15 protein-coding genes are annotated in these 19532 nt (G+C 62.4%); 4 read left to right on the forward strand and 11 right to left on the reverse strand.

Annotation, left to right across the window (positions count from 1 at the left end):
• Position 1: 1 nt before the first annotated feature.
• The 4 genes from rpoD to PCO31110_RS10190 all read right to left on the reverse strand — a co-directional run bounded on the left by rpoD (position 2) and on the right by PCO31110_RS10190 (position 6715).
• Positions 2–2626 (reverse strand): RNA polymerase sigma factor RpoD, encoded by a 2625-nt coding sequence (gene rpoD / locus PCO31110_RS10170; protein WP_370855820.1) that lies wholly within the window; start codon positions 2624–2626, stop codon positions 2–4.
• Between the two features lie 63 nt (positions 2627–2689).
• Entirely contained in the window at positions 2690–4573 is a 1884-nt protein-coding gene (gene dnaG / locus PCO31110_RS10180; protein WP_036661730.1) for a DNA primase, read from the reverse strand.
• A 69-nt stretch (positions 4574–4642) separates the two neighbouring features.
• Positions 4643–5092 carry a GatB/YqeY domain-containing protein gene (locus tag PCO31110_RS10185; RefSeq protein ID WP_150690339.1) on the reverse strand — a complete coding sequence of 150 codons (450 nt, stop codon included), beginning with the start codon at positions 5090–5092 and terminating at the stop codon, positions 4643–4645.
• 372 nt (positions 5093–5464) lie between these two features.
• A complete protein-coding gene (locus PCO31110_RS10190) occupies positions 5465–6715 on the reverse strand; it encodes a BaiN/RdsA family NAD(P)/FAD-dependent oxidoreductase (RefSeq protein WP_150690340.1) in 1251 nt (416 codons plus the stop codon).
• Between the two features lie 89 nt (positions 6716–6804).
• Between PCO31110_RS10190 and tsaD the strand changes: the two genes are divergently transcribed.
• Positions 6805–7836 carry a tRNA (adenosine(37)-N6)-threonylcarbamoyltransferase complex transferase subunit TsaD gene (tsaD, locus tag PCO31110_RS10195; RefSeq protein ID WP_010806282.1) on the forward strand — a complete coding sequence of 344 codons (1032 nt, stop codon included), beginning with the start codon at positions 6805–6807 and terminating at the stop codon, positions 7834–7836.
• Positions 7837–7921: 85 nt separating this feature from the next.
• On the opposite strand, the gene folE2 is transcribed toward tsaD, so the two are convergent.
• The 4 genes from folE2 to PCO31110_RS10215 all read right to left on the reverse strand — a co-directional run bounded on the left by folE2 (position 7922) and on the right by PCO31110_RS10215 (position 12313).
• The gene (folE2, locus tag PCO31110_RS10200) at positions 7922–8731 is read right to left on the reverse strand and encodes a GTP cyclohydrolase FolE2 (RefSeq protein WP_010806283.1); all 810 of its coding nucleotides are present in this window, start codon (positions 8729–8731) and stop codon (positions 7922–7924) included.
• A 197-nt stretch (positions 8732–8928) separates the two neighbouring features.
• The gene (gene dxs, locus PCO31110_RS10205; protein WP_010806284.1) at positions 8929–10842 is read right to left on the reverse strand and encodes a 1-deoxy-D-xylulose-5-phosphate synthase; all 1914 of its coding nucleotides are present in this window, start codon (positions 10840–10842) and stop codon (positions 8929–8931) included.
• Positions 10843–11040: 198 nt separating this feature from the next.
• Positions 11041–11946, reverse strand: coding sequence for a polyprenyl synthetase family protein (locus tag PCO31110_RS10210; RefSeq protein ID WP_144265715.1), 906 nt, complete (start codon positions 11944–11946; stop codon positions 11041–11043).
• 97 nt (positions 11947–12043) lie between these two features.
• Entirely contained in the window at positions 12044–12313 is a 270-nt protein-coding gene (locus tag PCO31110_RS10215) for an exodeoxyribonuclease VII small subunit (RefSeq protein ID WP_150690341.1), read from the reverse strand.
• A 227-nt stretch (positions 12314–12540) separates the two neighbouring features.
• Between PCO31110_RS10215 and PCO31110_RS10220 the strand changes: the two genes are divergently transcribed.
• From PCO31110_RS10220 to PCO31110_RS10230, 3 genes are all read left to right on the forward strand, one after another.
• Positions 12541–13656 (forward strand): aromatic ring-hydroxylating oxygenase subunit alpha, encoded by a 1116-nt coding sequence (locus tag PCO31110_RS10220; protein ID WP_010806287.1) that lies wholly within the window; start codon positions 12541–12543, stop codon positions 13654–13656.
• A gap of 261 nt (positions 13657–13917) precedes the next feature.
• On the forward strand, positions 13918–14772 hold the full coding sequence (locus tag PCO31110_RS10225) for a DMT family transporter (RefSeq protein WP_150690342.1): 855 nt from the start codon (positions 13918–13920) through the stop codon (positions 14770–14772).
• A 158-nt stretch (positions 14773–14930) separates the two neighbouring features.
• The gene (locus tag PCO31110_RS10230) at positions 14931–15815 is read left to right on the forward strand and encodes a sulfurtransferase (RefSeq protein WP_150690343.1); all 885 of its coding nucleotides are present in this window, start codon (positions 14931–14933) and stop codon (positions 15813–15815) included.
• A 116-nt stretch (positions 15816–15931) separates the two neighbouring features.
• Here the strand turns inward: PCO31110_RS10230 and PCO31110_RS10235 are convergent, their stop codons facing one another.
• The 3 genes from PCO31110_RS10235 to PCO31110_RS10245 all read right to left on the reverse strand — a co-directional run bounded on the left by PCO31110_RS10235 (position 15932) and on the right by PCO31110_RS10245 (position 19416).
• Positions 15932–16741: a ZIP family metal transporter gene (locus PCO31110_RS10235; RefSeq protein WP_246189793.1), complete on the reverse strand. Its 810-nt coding sequence runs from the start codon at positions 16739–16741 to the stop codon at positions 15932–15934.
• A 197-nt stretch (positions 16742–16938) separates the two neighbouring features.
• Positions 16939–17814, reverse strand: a complete 876-nt coding sequence (locus tag PCO31110_RS10240; RefSeq protein WP_010806291.1) for a dienelactone hydrolase family protein — start codon at positions 17812–17814, stop codon at positions 16939–16941.
• 228 nt (positions 17815–18042) lie between these two features.
• A complete protein-coding gene (locus PCO31110_RS10245; RefSeq protein ID WP_010806292.1) occupies positions 18043–19416 on the reverse strand; it encodes an NAD(P)/FAD-dependent oxidoreductase in 1374 nt (457 codons plus the stop codon).
• Between the last annotated feature and the right edge of the window lie 116 nt (positions 19417–19532).

The following is a 19532-nucleotide window of genomic DNA, read 5'->3' on the forward strand; positions in this document are numbered from 1 at the left end:
ATCAATTGCCTTCGAGGAACGACTTAAGCTTGTCGGAGCGGCTCGGGTGACGCAACTTGCGCAGCGCCTTGGCTTCGATCTGACGAATACGCTCGCGCGTCACGTCAAACTGCTTGCCCACTTCCTCAAGCGTATGATCCGTGCTCATCTCGATACCGAAACGCATGCGCAGCACTTTGGCCTCGCGCGGCGTCAGCGAATCAAGCACGTCCTTCACGACGTCGCGCATACTACCATGCAATGCGGCGTCAGCAGGTGCTACCGTGCCAGTATCTTCGATGAAATCACCCAAGTGCGAATCGTCGTCGTCACCGATCGGCGTTTCCATGGAGATCGGCTCCTTCGCGATCTTCATGATCTTGCGGATCTTGTCCTCCGGCATTTCCATCTTCTCGGCCAGCGTCGCCGGATCCGGCTCAACACCGGTTTCCTGCAGAATCTGACGCGAAATCCGGTTCATCTTGTTGATCGTTTCGATCATGTGCACCGGAATACGGATGGTACGTGCCTGGTCAGCGATCGAACGCGTAATGGCCTGACGAATCCACCACGTCGCGTACGTTGAGAACTTGTAACCACGACGGTATTCGAACTTGTCCACCGCCTTCATCAGGCCGATGTTGCCTTCCTGAATCAGATCCAGGAACTGCAGGCCGCGGTTCGTATACTTCTTCGCGATCGAAATCACCAGACGCAAGTTCGCTTCGGTCATCTCGCGCTTGGCCTTGCGCGCACGTCGCTCACCTTCGGCCATCTTGCGATTGACGTCCTTGAGTTCCGTGAGCGGCAACACCACACGCGCCTGCAGGTCGATCAGCTTCTGCTGCAGTTCCCGCACGGCCGGCACGTTACGTTCCACCACCGAGCTGTAAGCCTTGTTGTCGGCCACAACGGTGTAGATCCAGTCGACATTGGTTTCGTTGCCCGGGAAACGCTGCACGAAATCCGCACGCGGCATGCCGCACTTGTCGACCACGATGTTCAGAATCGCACGCTCGATGTTCCGCACTTCGTCCACTTGCGAACGCAGCGTGTCGCATAGACGCTCGACCGTACGCGCCGTGAAGCGAATCGTCATCAGTTCCATCTGGATGGCTTCGCCCGCCTTCACATACGGCTTCGACTGATAACCTTCCTTCTCGAACGCACGACGCATCTTGCCGAACCACTCGGCGATCACGGAGAACTTGGCGAGCGCGTCACGCTTGAGCTGCTCGACCTGCGCAGCCGAAGCAGCAGCACCACTGCTGCTGTCGTCTTCCTCGTCCGATTCGGCTTCCTCTTCTTCCGCTTCTTCCTCCGCATCCGCGTCGAAATCCTCGTCTTCGGAGGCGGCTGCCGCAACGGCATCCGCATTCGGATCGATCAGGCCATCGACCACTTCGTCGATGCGCATTTCTTCACGTTCGACCTTTTCGGCCATTGCCAGAATCTCGGCAATCGTCGTCGGGCACGCGGAAATGGCCTGCACCATGTGCTTCAGGCCTTCCTCGATGCGCTTGGCGATCTCGATTTCGCCTTCGCGCGTCAGCAGCTCAACCGTCCCCATTTCACGCATGTACATACGCACCGGATCGGTCGTGCGGCCGAACTCGGAATCGACGGTCGACAGGGCCGCTTCCGCTTGCTCCTCAACTTCGTCGTCCGTCGCGGCATTCGGCGCATTGTCGTTGAGCAACAGCGTTTCGGCATCCGGCGCCTGCTCGTAGACGGCCACGCCCATGTCGTTAAACGTAGCGATCACGCCTTCCAGCGCGTCGCCCTCCACCACGTCGTCAGGCAGGTGGTCGTTGATCTCTGCAAAGGTCAGGAAGCCACGTTCCTTGCCCAGCTTGATCAGTGTCCTCAGTTTGCCGCGACGCTCCTCAAGTTCCTCGGCCGTACCGGGCTGGTGCGAGGAAAATGCGTCCTTGAGCAGTGCTTTCTCTTTTGCCCGGCGATCACGCGCCTTCTGCTTTTCCACTTTGGTCTGATCTTCGTTCACGGGTTGATCATTAGTATTCGCTGCAACGTTCTGCCCTCCCGAAGCGGCGGTCTTCGCGGCCTTGCCACGCGTCTTGGAGACGGTAAGTGCAACTGCTGCCGGCGTGACTTCCACTGCCTCGGGTTTGCTTGAAGCCCCGGTCTTGCGTGGGACTCGCGTCGCAGGCGTACTGCGGCCCGCCAAGGTCGACGCCTTGGCGGTGGTTGCGCTCTTCGCGCTTTTTTCAGCGGGTTGTCGGGCTTGCGGTTTCCCGCCTGCCGTCGCCTTCGCAGTCGTTGCCGTCGTCGTCGCTTTGACGGATGGCTCGGACTTCACCGTCGGCTTGGCCGCTTTCGCAGCCCCCACCGTCGCGGCGGTCGCACTCTTGCGCTTGGTGACATCGGTCACCTTCGCAGCCGTCTTGCCGGTCGTCTTCGTTGCGCCGGCGGCTGCCTTAACTTGCGTAGTACGTTTCGCCGAACTTGCCTGGCTGGCCGTTTTCGTCTTGGCTTGCGCAACCGCGCCAGCTTTTACGGCAACGCCAGCTTTTGCGGAGCGAGACGCCCCCTTCCCACCAGACGCCGCCGCCGCGCTTGTCGCGCGCTTTGCCTTCGGTGAAGGGATAACCGTCTTTTTTCCGCTGGTCGTTGTCATCTTTGCCATAGCGATCTCGCTTGCCAGAAAACAGCCCACTGAAAACTTTCCATTATAGCACGCGGGCTTACCTCAACTTCGCGCGCCTCCTGTGCCGACCGGAGCCAGCAACCGCTTCAATTCGTCGCGTTGCCGCGACAGCGCCTGAGCATGGCGCAATTCATCGGACGTCAATGACGGCCGCTTGAAAATCGTCTCCAGCGCTTCGCACAGCCCATCGTATTGCAAACGCCGAATCGCGCTTCGCAACTCCGTGAGCCGCAGTGCAATCTGTTCCTCGCGACGCTCGACCTGCGCCTCATCGGCCGGGTCGAACAACAGCAGGTCGCGAGCGTTCTCTTCGAACGCGAGGATTTCGCGAATAATGTCGTCGAAACTCGCCCAGTTCGGCGATGCCCGCAACCGATCCGACATGAAGCGGAAATCGGCCTGGGCTCCCATTTCGCGACAATGCGCCAGCACCTCCGAGAAAATCTCGGCGTGGTGACGTCCATCCTGCAAAATCTTGGTCTCTTCTTCGGTCAATTCGTTTCCGAGCACCGGAAACATCAGCAGGTTCTGCAGTGCCCGATGCTCGGTGCCCATCACGCGCCGCTTCTCGCGCTTGGCCGGCGCCTTGTCCCACGTGTTCTGCCGGCGCGCCACGCTGATCTGCAACTCGCACAGCTCAGCCACTTCCTCTACCGAACTACCCACCCGCTCGGCCAGCGCATGCAGAATCTGCCCTCGCAGGGCATTCGCCGGCATCTGCTGCAGCAGCGGCTTCGCCTCGAACAGCGCACGCGCCCGGCCCTCGGGCTGATGCATCTCTTTACCGGCCGTCACTTCGCCAATCAGGAACTGCGACAGCGGCATGGCTCGCGACACCTCTTCGGCAAACGCGTTCGCGCCGTATTCACGCACGTAGCTGTCCGGATCGTGCTCGCTGGGCAGGAACAGGAACTTGAAGCTCCGGTTGTCATCCGCATGCTGCAAACAGGCTTCCAGCGCACGGCGTGCCGCCCGGCGGCCCGCCGCGTCACCGTCAAAGCTGAACACCACCGTCTCGGTCTGGCGCAACAGCTTCTGGACATGCATGGGCGTGCACGCCGTACCCAATGTAGCCACCGCCTGCGGAAACCCAAGCTGCGCCAGCGCGACCACATCCATATACCCTTCCACTACCAGTACGTAGCCCGCGTCGCGAATACCGGTGCGCGCCTCGAACAGGCCGTACAGCTCACTACCCTTGCTGAAAAGCGGTGTTTCAGGCGAGTTCAGATACTTCGGCTCACCTTTGTCCAGCACTCGTCCGCCGAAGGCGATCACCTGCCCCTTCGTGTTCCGGATCGGGAACATGATCCGGTCGCGAAAACGGTCATAACGACGCTTCGCGCCGCCCCCCTCGCCCTTCTCACTCTCGATGACGAGACCGGCGTCGAGCAACTGATCGTCACGGTAGTTCTGAAACGCGGCCTCAAGGTTCTGCCAGGCATCCGGGGCATACCCCAGCCCGAAATGCGCGGCGATTTCACCCGTCAACCCGCGCCGCTTCAAATATTCGATGGCGACCGGCGCTCCTCGCAATTGTTTGCGGTAGTAGTCGCAGGCACGCGTCATGACGTCGACCAGACCAAGGGTTTGCGCCCGTTGCGCGGCAGGTGCCGGCGCGCCAGGTATCGGCGCTTCACGCGGCACATCCAGCCCGACGTTGCGGGCCAACTCCTCGACAGCTTCGACAAATCCGAGTCCGGCATGCTCCATCAGGAAGCTGATCGCGCTGCCGTGCGCGCCACACCCAAAGCAGTGATAGAACTGCTTGGTGGGACTCACCGTAAATGAGGGCGACTTCTCGTTATGAAAGGGGCATAGCCCCATGAAGTTCGCCCCGCCTTTCTTCAACTGAACGTAGCGACCCACCACCTCGACGATATCGACGCGGTTGAGGAGGTCCTGCAGGAACGACTGGGGAATCACTGGATCGATGCCATCGCGATGCGGTGACGCGCCGTCGCGCAAACGACGGCAACTTGCCGCACCACAGAATTACGCAGCCAACGCCGCCTTCACTTGCGCGGACACGGCCGTCATGTCAGCCCGACCGGCCAACAGGCCCTTGAGCACACCCATGACCTTGCCCATGTCCTGCGGACCGGCAGCGCCGGTTTGCGCCACGGCGGCCTTGACCGCTTGCGCGACTTCGTCTGCCGAAAGCTGCTGCGGCATATAGACCCGGAGCACTTCGAGTTCGGCAGCCTCCTTGTCGGCCAGATCGGTACGGCCGGCAGCCTGGAACTGGCTGATGGAATCCTTTCGCTGCTTGATCAGTTTGTCGACGATAGCAACAACCGCTGCGTCATCGTCCAGAGAGATGCGCTCGTCGACTTCCTTTTGTTTGATTGCCGCGAGCAGCAGCCGGATGGTCCCCAGTTTGTCGGCGGCCTTGGCACGCATGGCCGTCTTCATGTCTTCGTTGATGCGTTCTTTCAGACTCATGAGCAGGGGTTCCGGAATTCGAATACGTTTCAGTGTAGTGCATGCCGCCCCAAAGAAAAGGGCGACTGCCGCCTGGCACTCACCGTGCGCGGCCGCAGCCGATAAGCTGGCGCAGACGCAACCGGGGGGCAGAAAGCACAAAAACCCGCTTGGGGAGACGATCACAAACGCGATCACAAGCGGGCACGCCGGAGACCTAGACCCGCCCCGGCTCAGACGCTGAACGTCCGTTTGGCCGGTGACGTGTCAGACGCAAATCCCCCGGCAATGCTTCCGAGGCGTCCTGAACTGTCGTCACAAACGTCCCGAAAACAACCATTGATGCGTCGTCTCCACGAAGGTGGGAGCGTATCACACGCCGGGAGTGGCCGTCTACGACAGTGCGTTCTCTCCTGCCTGACTGGCCTGAACGCTTTCGGACATCGCCCGGGCACAAGCCACCGCCGAGGCCCACGCCCACTGAAAGTTGTAACCGCCGAGCCACCCCGTCACGTCCACGACTTCCCCGACGAAGTACAACCCCGGCTGCGTGCGGGCCTCCATCGTTGCAGAGGAAAGCGCCCGCGTGTCGACCCCGCCGCGCGTGACTTCCGCCTTACGCCAGCCCTCTGAGCCGCATGGTTTGAGCGTCCACCCCGAAAACGTCTGGGCGAGCGAGCGCAGCGCCTTGTCCGGCAACTCTTGCACACGTGCCTGCGGCGAGAGTCCGCTGTTGGCCACCCAAGCGTCTGCCAGACGCGCCGGCACCCATTGCGCCAGCAAATTGGCCAACTGACGCTTAGACGTCGCCTTGGCCTCGAACAATGCCGCCTCAATGTCCGACGATGGCGCCAGATCCAGCGTAATAGGTTGTCCTGGCGTCCAGAAACTGGAGATTTGGAGGATGGCGGGCCCGGATAATCCCCGGTGCGTGAACAGCAGATCCTCGACGAAGCTGCCGGCTTCCTTCCCCTTACCCGTACTGACCTCGACTTCCAGCGACAAGCCGGACAGCCCTGCGAAGGGCGCCCACGTCGAGGCGTCGAACATGAGCGGCACGAGTGCCGGGCGCGGTTCAACGATCTCCAGACCGAACTGACGCGCGATGCGATAGCCCCAGTCCGTCGCGCCGATTTTTGGGATCGACAGGCCACCCGTCGCGATCACGAGCCGTTTTGCCGCGATATGCCCCGCATCGGTCGTCAAATGATACCGATGCGCCCCACCCGCCTCCGTATAGGCAACGGTGTGGACAGCACAGGGCATCCGCCAGTGCACGTGCCCCGCAGCGCACTCCTGGCGAAGCATCTCGATGATGTCTTCGGCGCTGTCGTCGCAGAAAAGCTGCCCGCGATGCTTTTCGTGCCACGCAATACGATGACGCTTAAGCAAATCCAGAAAGTCGCGCGGCGTATAGCGCGCCAGTGCCGAGCGGCAGAAACGGGGATTCTCGGACAGGTAGTTGGCCGGCCCGGCATTGATATTGGTGAAATTGCAGCGCCCGCCGCCTGAAATCCGGATCTTCTCGGCCAGACGCGTCGCGTGATCGATGAGCACCACTCGCAGCCCCAACTGCCCGGCCACCGCCGCGCACATCAGGCCGGCCGCGCCAGCGCCCACAATCGCTACATCGAACTTTTCCATGGCGCGCATTGTAACCGGCGGGCGGTAAGGTCGACTGGTATACTTGCCAGTTATCCCTCTTAATGACGCTCCGCGCCTCCCCTCACGCCATGCTGGTTCTAGGCATTGAAAGCTCCTGCGACGAAACCGGGCTCGCCCTCTATGACACGGAGGCCGGCCTGCTCTCGCACGCGCTGCATTCGCAGATTGCCATGCACCGTGAATATGGCGGCGTGGTGCCCGAGCTGGCGTCACGCGACCACATTCGTCGTGCGCTGCCGCTGGCCGAAGAGGTGCTCGCGCAGGCCGGCAAGCCGCTCAGCGCAGTCGACGCCATCGCCTACACGCAAGGCCCCGGCCTTGCCGGCGCGCTGCTGGTGGGCGCAAGCGTCGCGAACGCGCTTGCCTTCGCGCTCGATCGCCCGGTCGTCGGCGTGCACCATCTCGAGGGCCACCTGCTCTCCCCGCTGCTCGCCCCGGACGCCCCCGACTTCCCGTTCGTCGCGCTGCTGGTCTCCGGCGGTCACACGCAGTTGATGGAAGTGCGCGCCTTCGGCCAGTACGCCATGCTTGGCGAAACGCTGGACGACGCTGCGGGCGAAGCCTTCGACAAGACCGCCAAACTGCTGGGACTCGGCTATCCGGGCGGTCCGGCGGTCTCGCGTCTGGCCGAGTTCGGCACACCGGGACGCTACGACCTGCCACGCCCGATGAAGCACTCCGGCAACCTCGACTTCAGCTTCAGCGGCTTGAAAACTGCCGTGCTCACGCAAGTGCGCAAGCTCGACGGCAATGTTTGCGAGCAGGAAAAGGCCGATCTCGCGCGAGGCTTTGTCGACGCGATCGTCGACGTACTCGTCGCCAAGTCAATGGCCGCCCTCAAGCAGACCGGCATGAAGACGCTCGTCGTCGCCGGCGGCGTCGGCGCCAACGCACAGCTTCGCGCGGGGCTCAACGAAGCGGCCCGACGACGCGGCTATCGCGTGCACTACCCCGACCTCGCATTTTGCACGGATAACGGGGCCATGATCGCCTTCGCCGGCGCGATGCGCCTTAAGCATTGGCCGGACGAAGCGGACAGCGAATACGCCTACACCGTCCGCCCGCGTTGGGACCTTGCCGACATCGTGCGCAACATCTGACACCCCTTCCGGGGAACCGTCCAATAAAAAGACCGCTCCCAGGAGCGGTCTTTTTTTGCAGCGCGCTCCGGAAGGTGCCGCAACCTCAAGCTGCCACGCGCTTGTCGCGCTCGATCACGGCGTAAGCACTGTGATTGTGGATCGACTCGAAGTTCTCTGCCTGAAGCACGTAGGCCACAATCCGCGGCTCGTCGTTCAAACGCGTTGCCACGTCGCGCACCAGATCCTCGACGAACTTCGGATTCTCATAGGCGCGCTCGGTCACGTATTTCTCGTCCGGACGCTTGAGCAGCCCCCACAATTCGCAGGACGCTTCTTCTTCGGCCATGCGCACCAATTCGTCGACGGCGATGTCGCCCGCGATTTCCGCGTCGATGGTGATGTGCGAGCGCTGGTTGTGCGCACCGTACTGCGAAATCTTCTTCGAGCACGGGCACAGGCTCGTGACCGGCACGAGCACCTTGAGCCACACGCGCGTCTGACCGTTGCGCACGTCACCCGTGAGCGTCACCTCGTAGTCCAGCAAACTCTGCACACCCGACACCGGTGCGGTCTTGTTGATGAAATACGGGAACGTCACTTCGATGCGACCGGCCTCGGCCTCGAGCTTATCCAGCATGCTGTCGAGCATGGCCCGGAAGCCAGCGACATCCAGCGGCGCACGATGCGCCTCGAGCAGCGCCACGAAACGCGACATATGCGTGCCCTTCTGATCGGCAGGCAAATGGACATCGAGATTGAACAAGCCCACGGTGGCTTGTGCGTCGCCATCGGCCAAACGCACCGACAACGGGTGACGCACACCGCGCACGCCAACGCGTTGAATCGGAATCTGCCGGGTATCGACGGTGCTCTGCACGTCCGGCATGACGAAAGCGGGGTTCATCTGATTCATCTATTTCCTTCTTTGCCGGCAAGCCGACTGGGGGGAGGCAATGGGCAAACGTATCCGACGCACGGCTCGCGGGCCTCCGGCGAGTGTCATCGGGAACGTGCCGGAGAGCCCCGGCACGGGACGGAAAATACGTAACGCAAAACGAAACGATCCGGCGCGCAAGCCGGATCGTTCGGATATTCGGGACTACCGGACGCTCAGGCGACGAGCTTCGTCGTGACCTTGTCAGCTGCCCGAGAGGCTCCCAGCGACAGGTCGAAGCGCGCACAGATCGACTTCGCGATACCCGCCGCGTCGAGTCCCTCGGCCGACAGCAGCGCCGCCGGATCGCCATGATCGATGAAGCGATCGGACAGGCCCAATTGTAGTACGGGCCGAGTAACCCCACCGGCGAGCAGGGATTCCGCAACGGCCGAACCCGCGCCCCCCATGATGCTCCCCTCTTCCACCGTCACGAGGTAATCGTGTGTCTGCGCCAGTCGTGCGATCAGTTCATCGTCGATCGGCTTGACGAAGCGCATGTCGGCTACGGTCGCGTCCAGTTGTGCGGCAGCGGCAAGCGCCGGGGCAACCATGCTACCGAACGCCAGAATCGCCACGCGACGCCCGGCTTCCGCCCGACCTTCACGGCGCACGAGGCCCTTGCCGATCGGCAGCGCGGTCATCGTTTGCTCGATGACGGCACCCGTACCGGCGCCGCGCGGGTAACGCACGGCCGACGGGCCGTCGATCTGCACACCGGTGTAGAGCATCTGGCGGCATTCGTTCTCGTCCGACGGCGCCATCACGACCATATTCGGGATGCACCGCAGATAAGCGATGTCGTAAGCGCCCGCGTGCGTTGCACCATCCGCACCCACAAGGCCCGAACGATCAAGCGCGAAGAGGACCGGCAGATTTTGCAGCGCGACATCGTGGATCAATTGATCGTAGCCGCGTTGCAGGAACGTCGAGTAAATGGCGACGACCGGCCTGAGGCCTTCGGTCGCCATACCGCCCGCGAACGTCACAGCGTGCTGCTCGGCAATGCCAACGTCGTAATAACGTTCCGGGAAGCGCTTCTCGAACTCGACCATGCCTGAGCCTTCGCGCATGGCGGGGGTGATCCCCACGACACGCTTGTCGGCTGCGGCCATATCGCACAGCCAGTCGCCGAACACCTGGGTGTACGTCTTCTTGCTGTTCGTGCTCGGCTTGATACCTTCCGCCGGGTTGAACTTGCCGGGACCGTGATACAGCACCGGGTCAGCCTCGGCCAGCTTGTAGCCGTACCCCTTGCGCGTGACCACGTGCAAGAATTGCGGCCCCTTCAGATTCTTGATGTTCTCAAGCGTCGGAATCAGCGAGTCGAGATCGTGACCGTCGATCGGACCGATATAGTTGAAGCCGAATTCCTCGAACATCGTCGCAGGCACGACCATACCCTTCGCATGCTCTTCGAACTTGCGCGCCAATTCCAGCACCGGCGGCGCCACGCTCAGCACCTTCTCCACGCCCTTCTTTGCCGCCGCATAGAAGCGGCCCGACATCAGACGGGCGAGGTAGCGGTTGAGCGCACCCACCGGCGGCGAAATCGACATGTCGTTGTCGTTCAGGATGACCAGCAGCGGCACGTCTTCGTGAACCCCCGCGTTGTTCATCGCCTCGAACGCCATACCGGCTGTCATCGCGCCGTCGCCGATCACGGCGATGCCGAAGCGGCTCTCGCCCTTCGTGCGCGCGCCCAGCGCCATGCCAAGTGCCGCCGAAATCGACGTGCTCGAGTGTGCCGTACCGAACGTGTCGTACGGCGACTCGTCGCGCTTCGGGAAGCCCGAAATGCCGCCGAGCTGACGCAGCGAACCCATCGCATCGCGACGGCCGGTCAGGATCTTGTGCGGATAGCTCTGGTGGCCCACGTCCCAGACGATGCGATCCTCCGGCGTGTTGAACACGTAGTGCAGCGCGATCGTCAACTCGACCGTGCCGAGGTTGGACGACAAGTGCCCCCCCGTGCGCGACACACTTTCGAGCACGAAGGCGCGCAACTCTTCGGCCAACGGCGCAAGTTGGCGACGCTCCAGACGCCGCAATGCGGCCGGGTCATCGATGGTATTTAGAAGTTCGTACATCGTCGTTCCATATATAGGCGTTTTATCGGGCGGCCTCCCCAGTGGGCCAATCCCGATCTCCTGCCGGTGCGTTCTGTGGGGAGATCGCGCCGACCCTCCTTGCCCCTTGCTTATGTCTACTGCAAACCGCCCCCGGATCTCATGATCCTGTGCTGCTGGGGGGCCGCCTCGAAACTTGCCAGCCCGGCAATCCGCCGGTCAGTTGATGCGATCCACCACGTAATCGGCCAAAGCGCGCAAGCGATCCGCATTGCCGAGCGACGTACTCGCCGCATGGGCGTCGGCACGCAGTTTTTCCGCGTATGCCCGTGCGCCCTCAAGCCCCATCAGCGACACGTAAGTCGGCTTGTCGTTCGCGGCGTCCTTGCCTGCCGTCTTGCCGAGCGTAGCCGAATCGGCCGTCGCATCGAGAATGTCGTCCACCACCTGGAAAGCCAATCCCACGGCTGCCGCATAGGCATCCAGCGCAACCGTTTCGTCGTCCGACAACGCACGGCCGCAGATCGCTCCCATGCGCAGCGAGGCACGCAACAGCGCCCCCGTCTTCAGGCGATGCATGTTTTCCAGTTGCGGCTGCGTGAGCTTGATGCCGACGCTCTCCAGATCGATCGCCTGGCCGCCCGCCATACCGAGCGCGCCCGAGGCCATCGCCAGTTCGCGCACCAATGCGAGCGACTGCGCAGCACTCAGATCCCCCGTGGCTTCGCCGAGCAACGCAAATGCCTGGGTTTGCAGACCGTCGCCCGCGAGCAGGCCGGTGGCTTCGTCGTACTGGACGTGCACCGTCGGCTTGCCGCGGCGCAGATCGTCATCGTCCATGCACGGCAGATCGTCGTGCACCAGCGAATAGGCATGGATCATTTCCACGGCGCATGCGGCACGGTCGAGGGCCGTCTCGCTGGCTTGGGTCACTTCGCCGGCCGCAAAGCACAACAGCGGGCGCACCCGCTTGCCGCCACCGAGCACCGCGTAACGCATCGACTCGTTGAGTCGCGCCGAGCCGCCATCGGCTGCCTTGGGCAGCGCGGCATCGAGCGCCTGCTCCACACGGGCCTGCACCGCCTGCATCCAGGTCTTGATATTCTGATCCGCCATCGTCTTCATCCTGCACGTACCCTTCAGGCCGTGCGTGTTATTGAGTCGCCCCGGGGGCCACCTCGGGACGCGTTGGGTCGTGGGTCGCCTTGCCGTAGCCGGACAGTTAGAAGTCGTCGCGCGCCGCCTCGAGCGGCCTGAGCGTTTCACCTTCCAGCACCTTGACCTGCTGCTCCACCTTCTCGAGCAGGCCCTGGCAATATTTCACCAGCACAGCCCCCCGCCGGTATGCACCGAGCGATTCCTCCAGCCCCAGCTCGCCGCCCTCCATGCGCCCCACCAGCTTTTCCAGCTCGGCAAGCGCCGCCTCATAGGTCTCGGGCAGGTCCTGCGGCACCTCGGGTGCCGCGTCTTGCGACTTTGCAGTCTTGGCCATAAACGCAAAATTCAGGTCGAATGTTCCATTTTACGGCAAAAGCACGCCACCTCGCAGGGCGTAAATTGCCTCAAAACCGTCGGGGATGACAATTCTCGGACATTATTTAACGCAAATCATGGACTTAGGTGCCCCCGACAGCCCATACCGGGTATAATCGTCGGTTCCCTAAATCGATTCTTCGATGGTTGGGTTGTTCACTGCTTTCAAGCTCGACGGGAGTGGGAATGTCCAATCTAAGCAGCGCTTTGCAATTGAAACCGGCCTCGAGCCAATTGCCGGTCTACACGTATTTCGACGAGGCGCTCCTCGCCCGCGAACGTGAAGTCCTATTCAAATACGGGCCTCGGTATGTAGGCCACGAACTGATGGTGCCGGAAGCGGGCGATTATTTCGCGCTGCCGGCCGAGCAGGAAGGTCGCATGCTGGTCCGCAATGGCGCGGGCGAGCATAGTGGCATCGAACTGCTCTCGAACGTCTGCCGCCATCGTCAGGCGGTCATGCTCAATGGGCGCGGTAATGCACGCAACATTGTATGTCCGCTCCATCGTTGGACTTACGACACGAAGGGCGAACTGCTCGGCGCGCCGCATTTCCCCGAAAAGCCATGCCTTAACCTGAGCAAGTTCCCGCTGCAACGCTGGAACGGACTGCTGTTCGAAGCGCAAGGCCGCGACGTACAAGCCGATCTCGCACGTCTGGGCGTGAAGCACCATCTCGACTTTTCGAATTTCATGTTCGATCACGTCGAAGTGCACGAATGTAACTACAACTGGAAGACGTTCATCGAGGTTTACCTCGAGGATTATCATGTCGTGCCGTTCCACCCGGGATTGGGCAGCTTCGTCTCGTGCGAAGACCTGAGCTGGGAGTTCGGCGACTGGTACAGCGTCCAGACCGTAGGCGTTCATGAAGGTCTCGCCAAGCCGGGCAGCCCTATCTACCGCGATTGGCACGATGTGCTGCTGCGTTACCGCGAAGGCGTTCCGCCCGACTTCGGCGCGATCTGGATGGTGTACTACCCACACCTGATGATCGAGTGGTATCCGCATGTGCTGGTGGTGTCGTGGCTCATTCCGCGCGGCCCGCAGAAGACGACAAACATCGTCGAATTCTATTACCCCGAGGAAATCGCGCTCTTCGAACGCGAATTCATCGAGGCCGAGCGTGCCGCCTATATGGAAACCGCCCGCGAGGACGACGAGATCGCCGAACGCATGGATGCAGGCCGTCGCGCCCTGTTCGAGCGCGGCGTGTCGGAAGTCGGCCCGTACCAGAGTCCGATGGAAGACGGCATGCAGCATTTCCACGAATTCCTGCGTCGCCAGATGGGTGACTTCTAAACAGCTTCCTCCAGAAGCATCTCACTGCGTGAGAAAGCAGGCGCATCCGTTTGGGGACGGCGCAGGCGGCAATGTGGTACTGGCGAGACTGAATTAAATATTTGCCGAACTTTCGCCGAACGGCGGGCCATGGGCCCGCCGTTTTCGTTAGAATCGTCGCCATGCTTCAACGATGACCCTGCGGCAACGATCTATGCCGCGCGCGTCACCCGCGTTCAGCACAAAACGCGCCTTTTCGCCGTCAATCGGCCACAATTCGCCATGCAATCGCTCTGGATGTTGGTCTCCGCCTTCATGTTCACGTTGATGGGGCTCTTCATCAAACTTGCGGCAAACGAATACAACACCGGCGAAATCGTTCTCTACCGCAGTCTTATCGGCGTCATCGTTTTGCTGGCAATTACCGGCATGCGAGGCCAGACGCTCCGGACTCGCCACCTTGGCGCCCACGTCAAACGCAGCACCGCAGGTGTCATCTCGCTCGGCCTTTGGTTCTATTCGCTCACACAATTGCCGCTATCCACAGCGATGACGCTCAATTACATGTCGCCGATCTGGATTTCGCTGATTGTCATGGCGACCGCCGCGATGCGCGGCAGCCTGCGTACCGACTTCCGTCTGGTCGCCGCGATCTTTGCGGGATTTGTCGGTGTGGCGCTATTGCTTCAGCCGACCATCGACAGTCAGGCCTGGGGCGGCGGCGTCGCCGGTGTTGTCTCGGGGGTGTTCTCAGCCGTGGCGTACATGCAGGTCAAGGAGCTGGGGGCGGCAGGTGAGCCCGACTGGCGCATCGTCTTCTATTTCTCGCTCGGTGGCGTGTTGCTGGGCCTCGGTTGGGTTGCCGTCGAAGGCATGCATGCGCTGACATGGCGCGGCACCGCGCTGATGCTGGGTATCGGCCTCGCAGCACTCATCGCGCAAACGGCACTCACCCGGGCCTTCAGTCTGGGCAACACCCTTGTCACTGCGAATCTGCAATATTCCGGCGTAATCTTCGCTACACTGGTCAGCATGCTTGTCTGGGACGATTGGCCCGCACTGGCCGGCTGGATCGGCATGCTGCTGATTGTGGTGAGCGGCATGACCGCATTGCGACGGCCGTCGGCGCCCGCCTGATTGCAGCCGCCGGGCGTCACACCAGGGCGCCGCGGTATTTTTGGCAACGGCTCCCGGCCGCCGATAGCGCCCCCAAGGGCTATGCGCGCTATGCGTCCGGCAAGCGGTTCGGTCAGTTCCCGCTGAACGATTCCCCCACGCCCGTCTGCGGAGACGTCATGATTCATACGCACTTCACCACGCTCATCAGTCCGCAAAATCTCGATGCGCTGATGCAAACCGCCGCCGGCGGCGGCGCCCCGGTGGTCATCTTCGATTGCCGCTTTGACCTCGTCAATCCGGCGGCTGGCGAAGCCGCCTATGTCGACGGCCATATCTTCGGTGCGTTTTACGCCCACCTCGAGCGCGATTTGTCCGGAAAGACGACGGGCAAAAACGGCCGCCATCCGCTGCCCGATCGCGACGCCCTCGTACGCTACCTTGCCGACTGCGGATTGTCGAACGGCCAGCAGGCCGTCGCCTATGACGCACAAGGCGGCAGGTATGCCGCCCGCCTGTGGTGGCTGCTTCGTTGGCTCGGCCACGAATCCGTTGCGGTGCTCGACGGCGGCCTGCAAGCCTGGGAAGCGGCGGGCTTCAAGCTCGACGCCGCCCCGCCCGAAACACCGCCGGCCGGCGACTTCAGCCCGGGCGAGCCACTCGCCACCACCGCAGACGCGGCCGCCGTCGAACGCAATCTGACTTCGCATGAACGTCTGGTCATCGACGCCCGCGCAGCGGATCGTTATCGCGGCGAGAACGAAACCATCGACCCGATTGGCGGCCACATTCCTGGTGCGGTCAACCGATGCTTCGAAGACAACCTCGGCCCTGACGGCCGTTTCAAGCCCGCCGCCACGCTTCGCGAAGCTTTCATGCAAGTCATCGGCAAGGATCGCCAACCGGAGCGGGTCATCTCGCAATGCGGCTCAGGCGTGACGGCTTGCCACAACCTGCTCGCGATGGAGGTCGCCGGGCTTCACGGCGCCAGCCTCTATCCAGGATCCTGGAGCGAGTGGTGCGCCGACAAGCGCCGTCCGGTCGCCACCGGAGCGCAACCGTAAGTCACGCAGCGGCTGCTCTGAAGCGCCAGCAGCAATGACAAAGGGCGTCCCGAGGGACGCCCTTCTTTCTTGCTTCGCGCGGCCCGGCGTCAAATAGCGGGCGCCACGCTATCCCATCAATGCGGCGACTTGCCCGTCGCTGATGCGGACATCGCAAGAGCACTGCCACCGTCCTTACGATCGTGTCCGTGCTCGTGCTCATGATCGTGACCGTTGAGCCACACCACCAGCGTCAGCCCGACAGCGATCAACAGGATCTGAGGCAGCGCATCGCGCGGCGACGTCCGACGCTGCATCTGCGGCATCAGGTCCGACACGGCGATGTAGATGAAACTGCTCGCCGCCAGCGCCAGCAGATACGGGATCAGGCTCTGCAGACGGTCGAGCATGAAGTAGCCCAGCACCCCGCCCGCCAGCGCCGTCAGGCTCGACGCCAGCGTCAGCACCAATGCTTTGCGGCGCTTGAAACCCGCATTGAGCAACACCATGAAGTCGCCGAGTTTGTGCGCCACCTCGTGGACGGTGATCGACACCGTTGCCGCCACCCCGAGACGCGGATCGGCCAGAAACGCCGCCGCAATCACAACGCCATCGGCAAAGTTGTGAATCGCGCTGCCAACCAGAATCATCCAGCCGCCCTTGCCCGCCTCGTGGGCATCGTGCCCATGCTCGTGATGATGCCCGTCGCCCTCGTGATGGTGGCTGTGGCGCAAGAGCGAGAGCTTCTCCAGCAGGAAGAACCCAAGCAACCCGCCCAACAGCCAGCGCGTGATGACGTGCGCGTCGACGTGCGACTCCAGACTCTCAGGCAGCAGATGCAACAGCGCCGTGCCGAGCAGCACGCCCGCCGAGAAACTCACCATCTTGTCGATGAGCCTGGAGAGCAGGCCGAGCGACAGCGACGCCGCCCCGGCAAGGCTCAGCACGCCGGAAGCCAGCGTGGCGATAACGATGAATAAGAAGATGGTGTCGATGGTGATTCTCCCGCAGGCAAGCCGGCGATTTAACCAGCTTTTACCGTTACAGGCAAACCGTCGGCTCGCGCAGCGCAAAGACGTTCGACGTCCCCCGATACGCTCGAACGACTCAACAAACCCGACGGCCCACCCGCAGCCCCCGCAACTCAGACCACACCATGCTTGCGGAACCAGTTCAACGCCAGCGTCCAGCCCGCCTTCGCGTCGGCCTCGACATAGCTCGACCGGTAGTCGGCGAAGAAGGCGTGCCCCGAATTCGGGAACACCGTCAGTTCCGACCCCTTCGATGCCGCGTTGCCCTTGGCAAGGGCCTCGCGCGCCCGCTCGACGCTCGCGACCGGAATACCCGCATCCTTGCCACCGTACAGACCGAGCAGCGGCCCGTGCAGCTTGCCTGCGATATCGATCGGATTTTCGGGGAAGTCGGCACTCTTGTCGCCGACGATACGCCCGTACCAGGCCACCGCCGCCTTCACGTTCGGGTTGTGGACGTCATAAAGCCATGCCACGCGACCGCCCCAGCAGAAACCGGTGATGCCCAGACGCTTCTCGTCGCCGCCATTGGCCACCGCCCATTTGACCGTCGCATCGATATCGCTCAGCACCTGTTTGTCCGGCGTCTTCGAGACGATCTGCGACTGAATCTCGGCAATTGTCCCCAGCGACTGCGGATCGCCCGCGCGCGCGAACAATTCCGGCGCAAGCGCCAGATAGCCGAGTTTGGCGAACCGGCGGCAGATGTCGGCAATATGTTGATGTACGCCGAAGATCTCCGAGACCACGACGACGGTCGGCAGATGCGTCTTACCGGCAGGCTTCGCGTAGTAGACCGGCATCTTGATGCCCGGCACGGTCAGCATGACCTCGCCCGCGTCGAGCCCTTGTGTGTCGGTGGTGATGGTTTCGGCAGCCACCGGCAGCACGGCCAGCGCAAACGCCGAGCCAGCGGCGGTCTTCAGAAAATCGCGGCGATTGCGCGGCGCCACTTCGGGCACGAGACTATCCAGATCCGCTTGCGACATGTCGCACTCCAGAGAAAAGCGTCGGTAGAAGAATTGCCGGGAAACCGCCAACGGAAAAGACGGGAATCGTCGATCCGGGCCGGACGTTCGGATATTACTAGAGAGGGCGCGCGCATGCACTCGGACACTGGCGCGCCGATGATCGGATCTATCCGAAACCGCACACGTCCAGCAGAGGAAGACCGGCGCAAGGCAGGGACGGCACGCTCGCCCCCCCTGCGGCCAACGTCAATGCAACTTGACGCGCGGTACGGTGGAACGCCGCAGACGATTGGCAATGGTATCGAGCATCATGCGCCAGACACCATGCAGCGCCGCCACGTGCATGCGATAGAGCGACGTGTACATCACCCGGGCGAAGAGCCCTTCGATGAACATGCTGCCACCGATCAGGCCGCCCATCAGATTGCCCACCGCGCTGAACTTGCCCAGCGAGACAAGCGATCCGAAATCGCGATAGGTGAATGCCGGCAAGCTTTGCCCTTTGAGCCGGGCATCAATGGCCTTGACCAGAAAACTCGCCTGCTGATGCGCGGCTTGCGCACGCGGCGGCACAAAGCCGTGTTCCGGCCATTCGCAGCTCGCGCAGTCGCCAAAAGCGAAGATGTCCGAATCCGTCTTGCTTTGCAACGTCGGCAAGACCTCAATCTGATTCAGACGATTGACGGCAAGCCCCAACGTACCGAGCACCGGCGGGGCCGTGATCCCCGCCGACCAGACCGTGATATCCGCGGGCAACACCTTTCCGCCGGTAGTCGTGACCTCGTTCTTGCGCACCTCGGCGACCGAATCGCCGCAAAGAATGTCGACATCGAGCTTGCCGAGCAATCCGGCAACCGCGCCGGACACACGCTCAGGCAGCGCCTTCAGAATGCGCGGACTCGATTCGATGATGGTAATGCCCACATCCTTTCGCGGATCGAGCTTCAGGCCGTAGGAGCGAAGGACTTCCGCCGTGTTGCGCAGCTCCGCCGAAAGCTCCACGCCCGTGGCGCCTGCACCGACGATGACGAGGTTGACCTTGCGACGCCCCGGGGCCGGCAAGCGCTCACCGCCTTGCGTGCCTTCGGGCACCTCGTTCACGCCGGCATGCTGTGCCGCCGGTGTTTCCGAATCATTCTGTGCGCGCACACAGGCCGCCATCAGGCGACGCCGGAAGCGCTCGGCCTGCTCGACCGTATCCAGTGCGATAGTGTTTTGCTGAGCCCCAGGCACACCGAAGAAGTTGGTGGTGCTACCCATGGCGAGGACAAGCGTGTCGTAGGGCAACGTACGCTCTGGCAGCAGATCGCCCTCGCCTTCGTCAGCCGCCGCCGGCACGGCCGCCAGTCGGATCGTCTTGGCAGCGCGATCCAGCCCGATCATCTCGCCTGCGGCGAACTCGAAGTGATGCCAATTGGCCTGAGCAACGTACGAGAGCTGGTGCGTCGCGGTGTCCATGACACCGGCGGCGACCTCATGCAGCAGCGGTTTCCAGATGTGCGACAGCGAACGGTCGACCAGCGTGATTTGAACGTCCTTGCCACGCCCGTACTTGTCGCCCAAGCGGGTGACAAGCTCCAGACCGCCGGCGCCGCCGCCGACCACAACGATGCGATGCACACTCACGATAACTCCCTGTGCTTGGAAAACCGTCCAGCCGGTCGGTCACTGCCGCCCCGGCGATAGCGATCACCTTACCGCAGAGTGCGGACTTCGGGTATGCCCGCATCTCTATT

It is taken from the genome of Pandoraea communis, from assembly GCF_902459745.1.
GTDB classification, from domain to species: Bacteria; Pseudomonadota; Gammaproteobacteria; order Burkholderiales; family Burkholderiaceae; genus Pandoraea; species Pandoraea communis.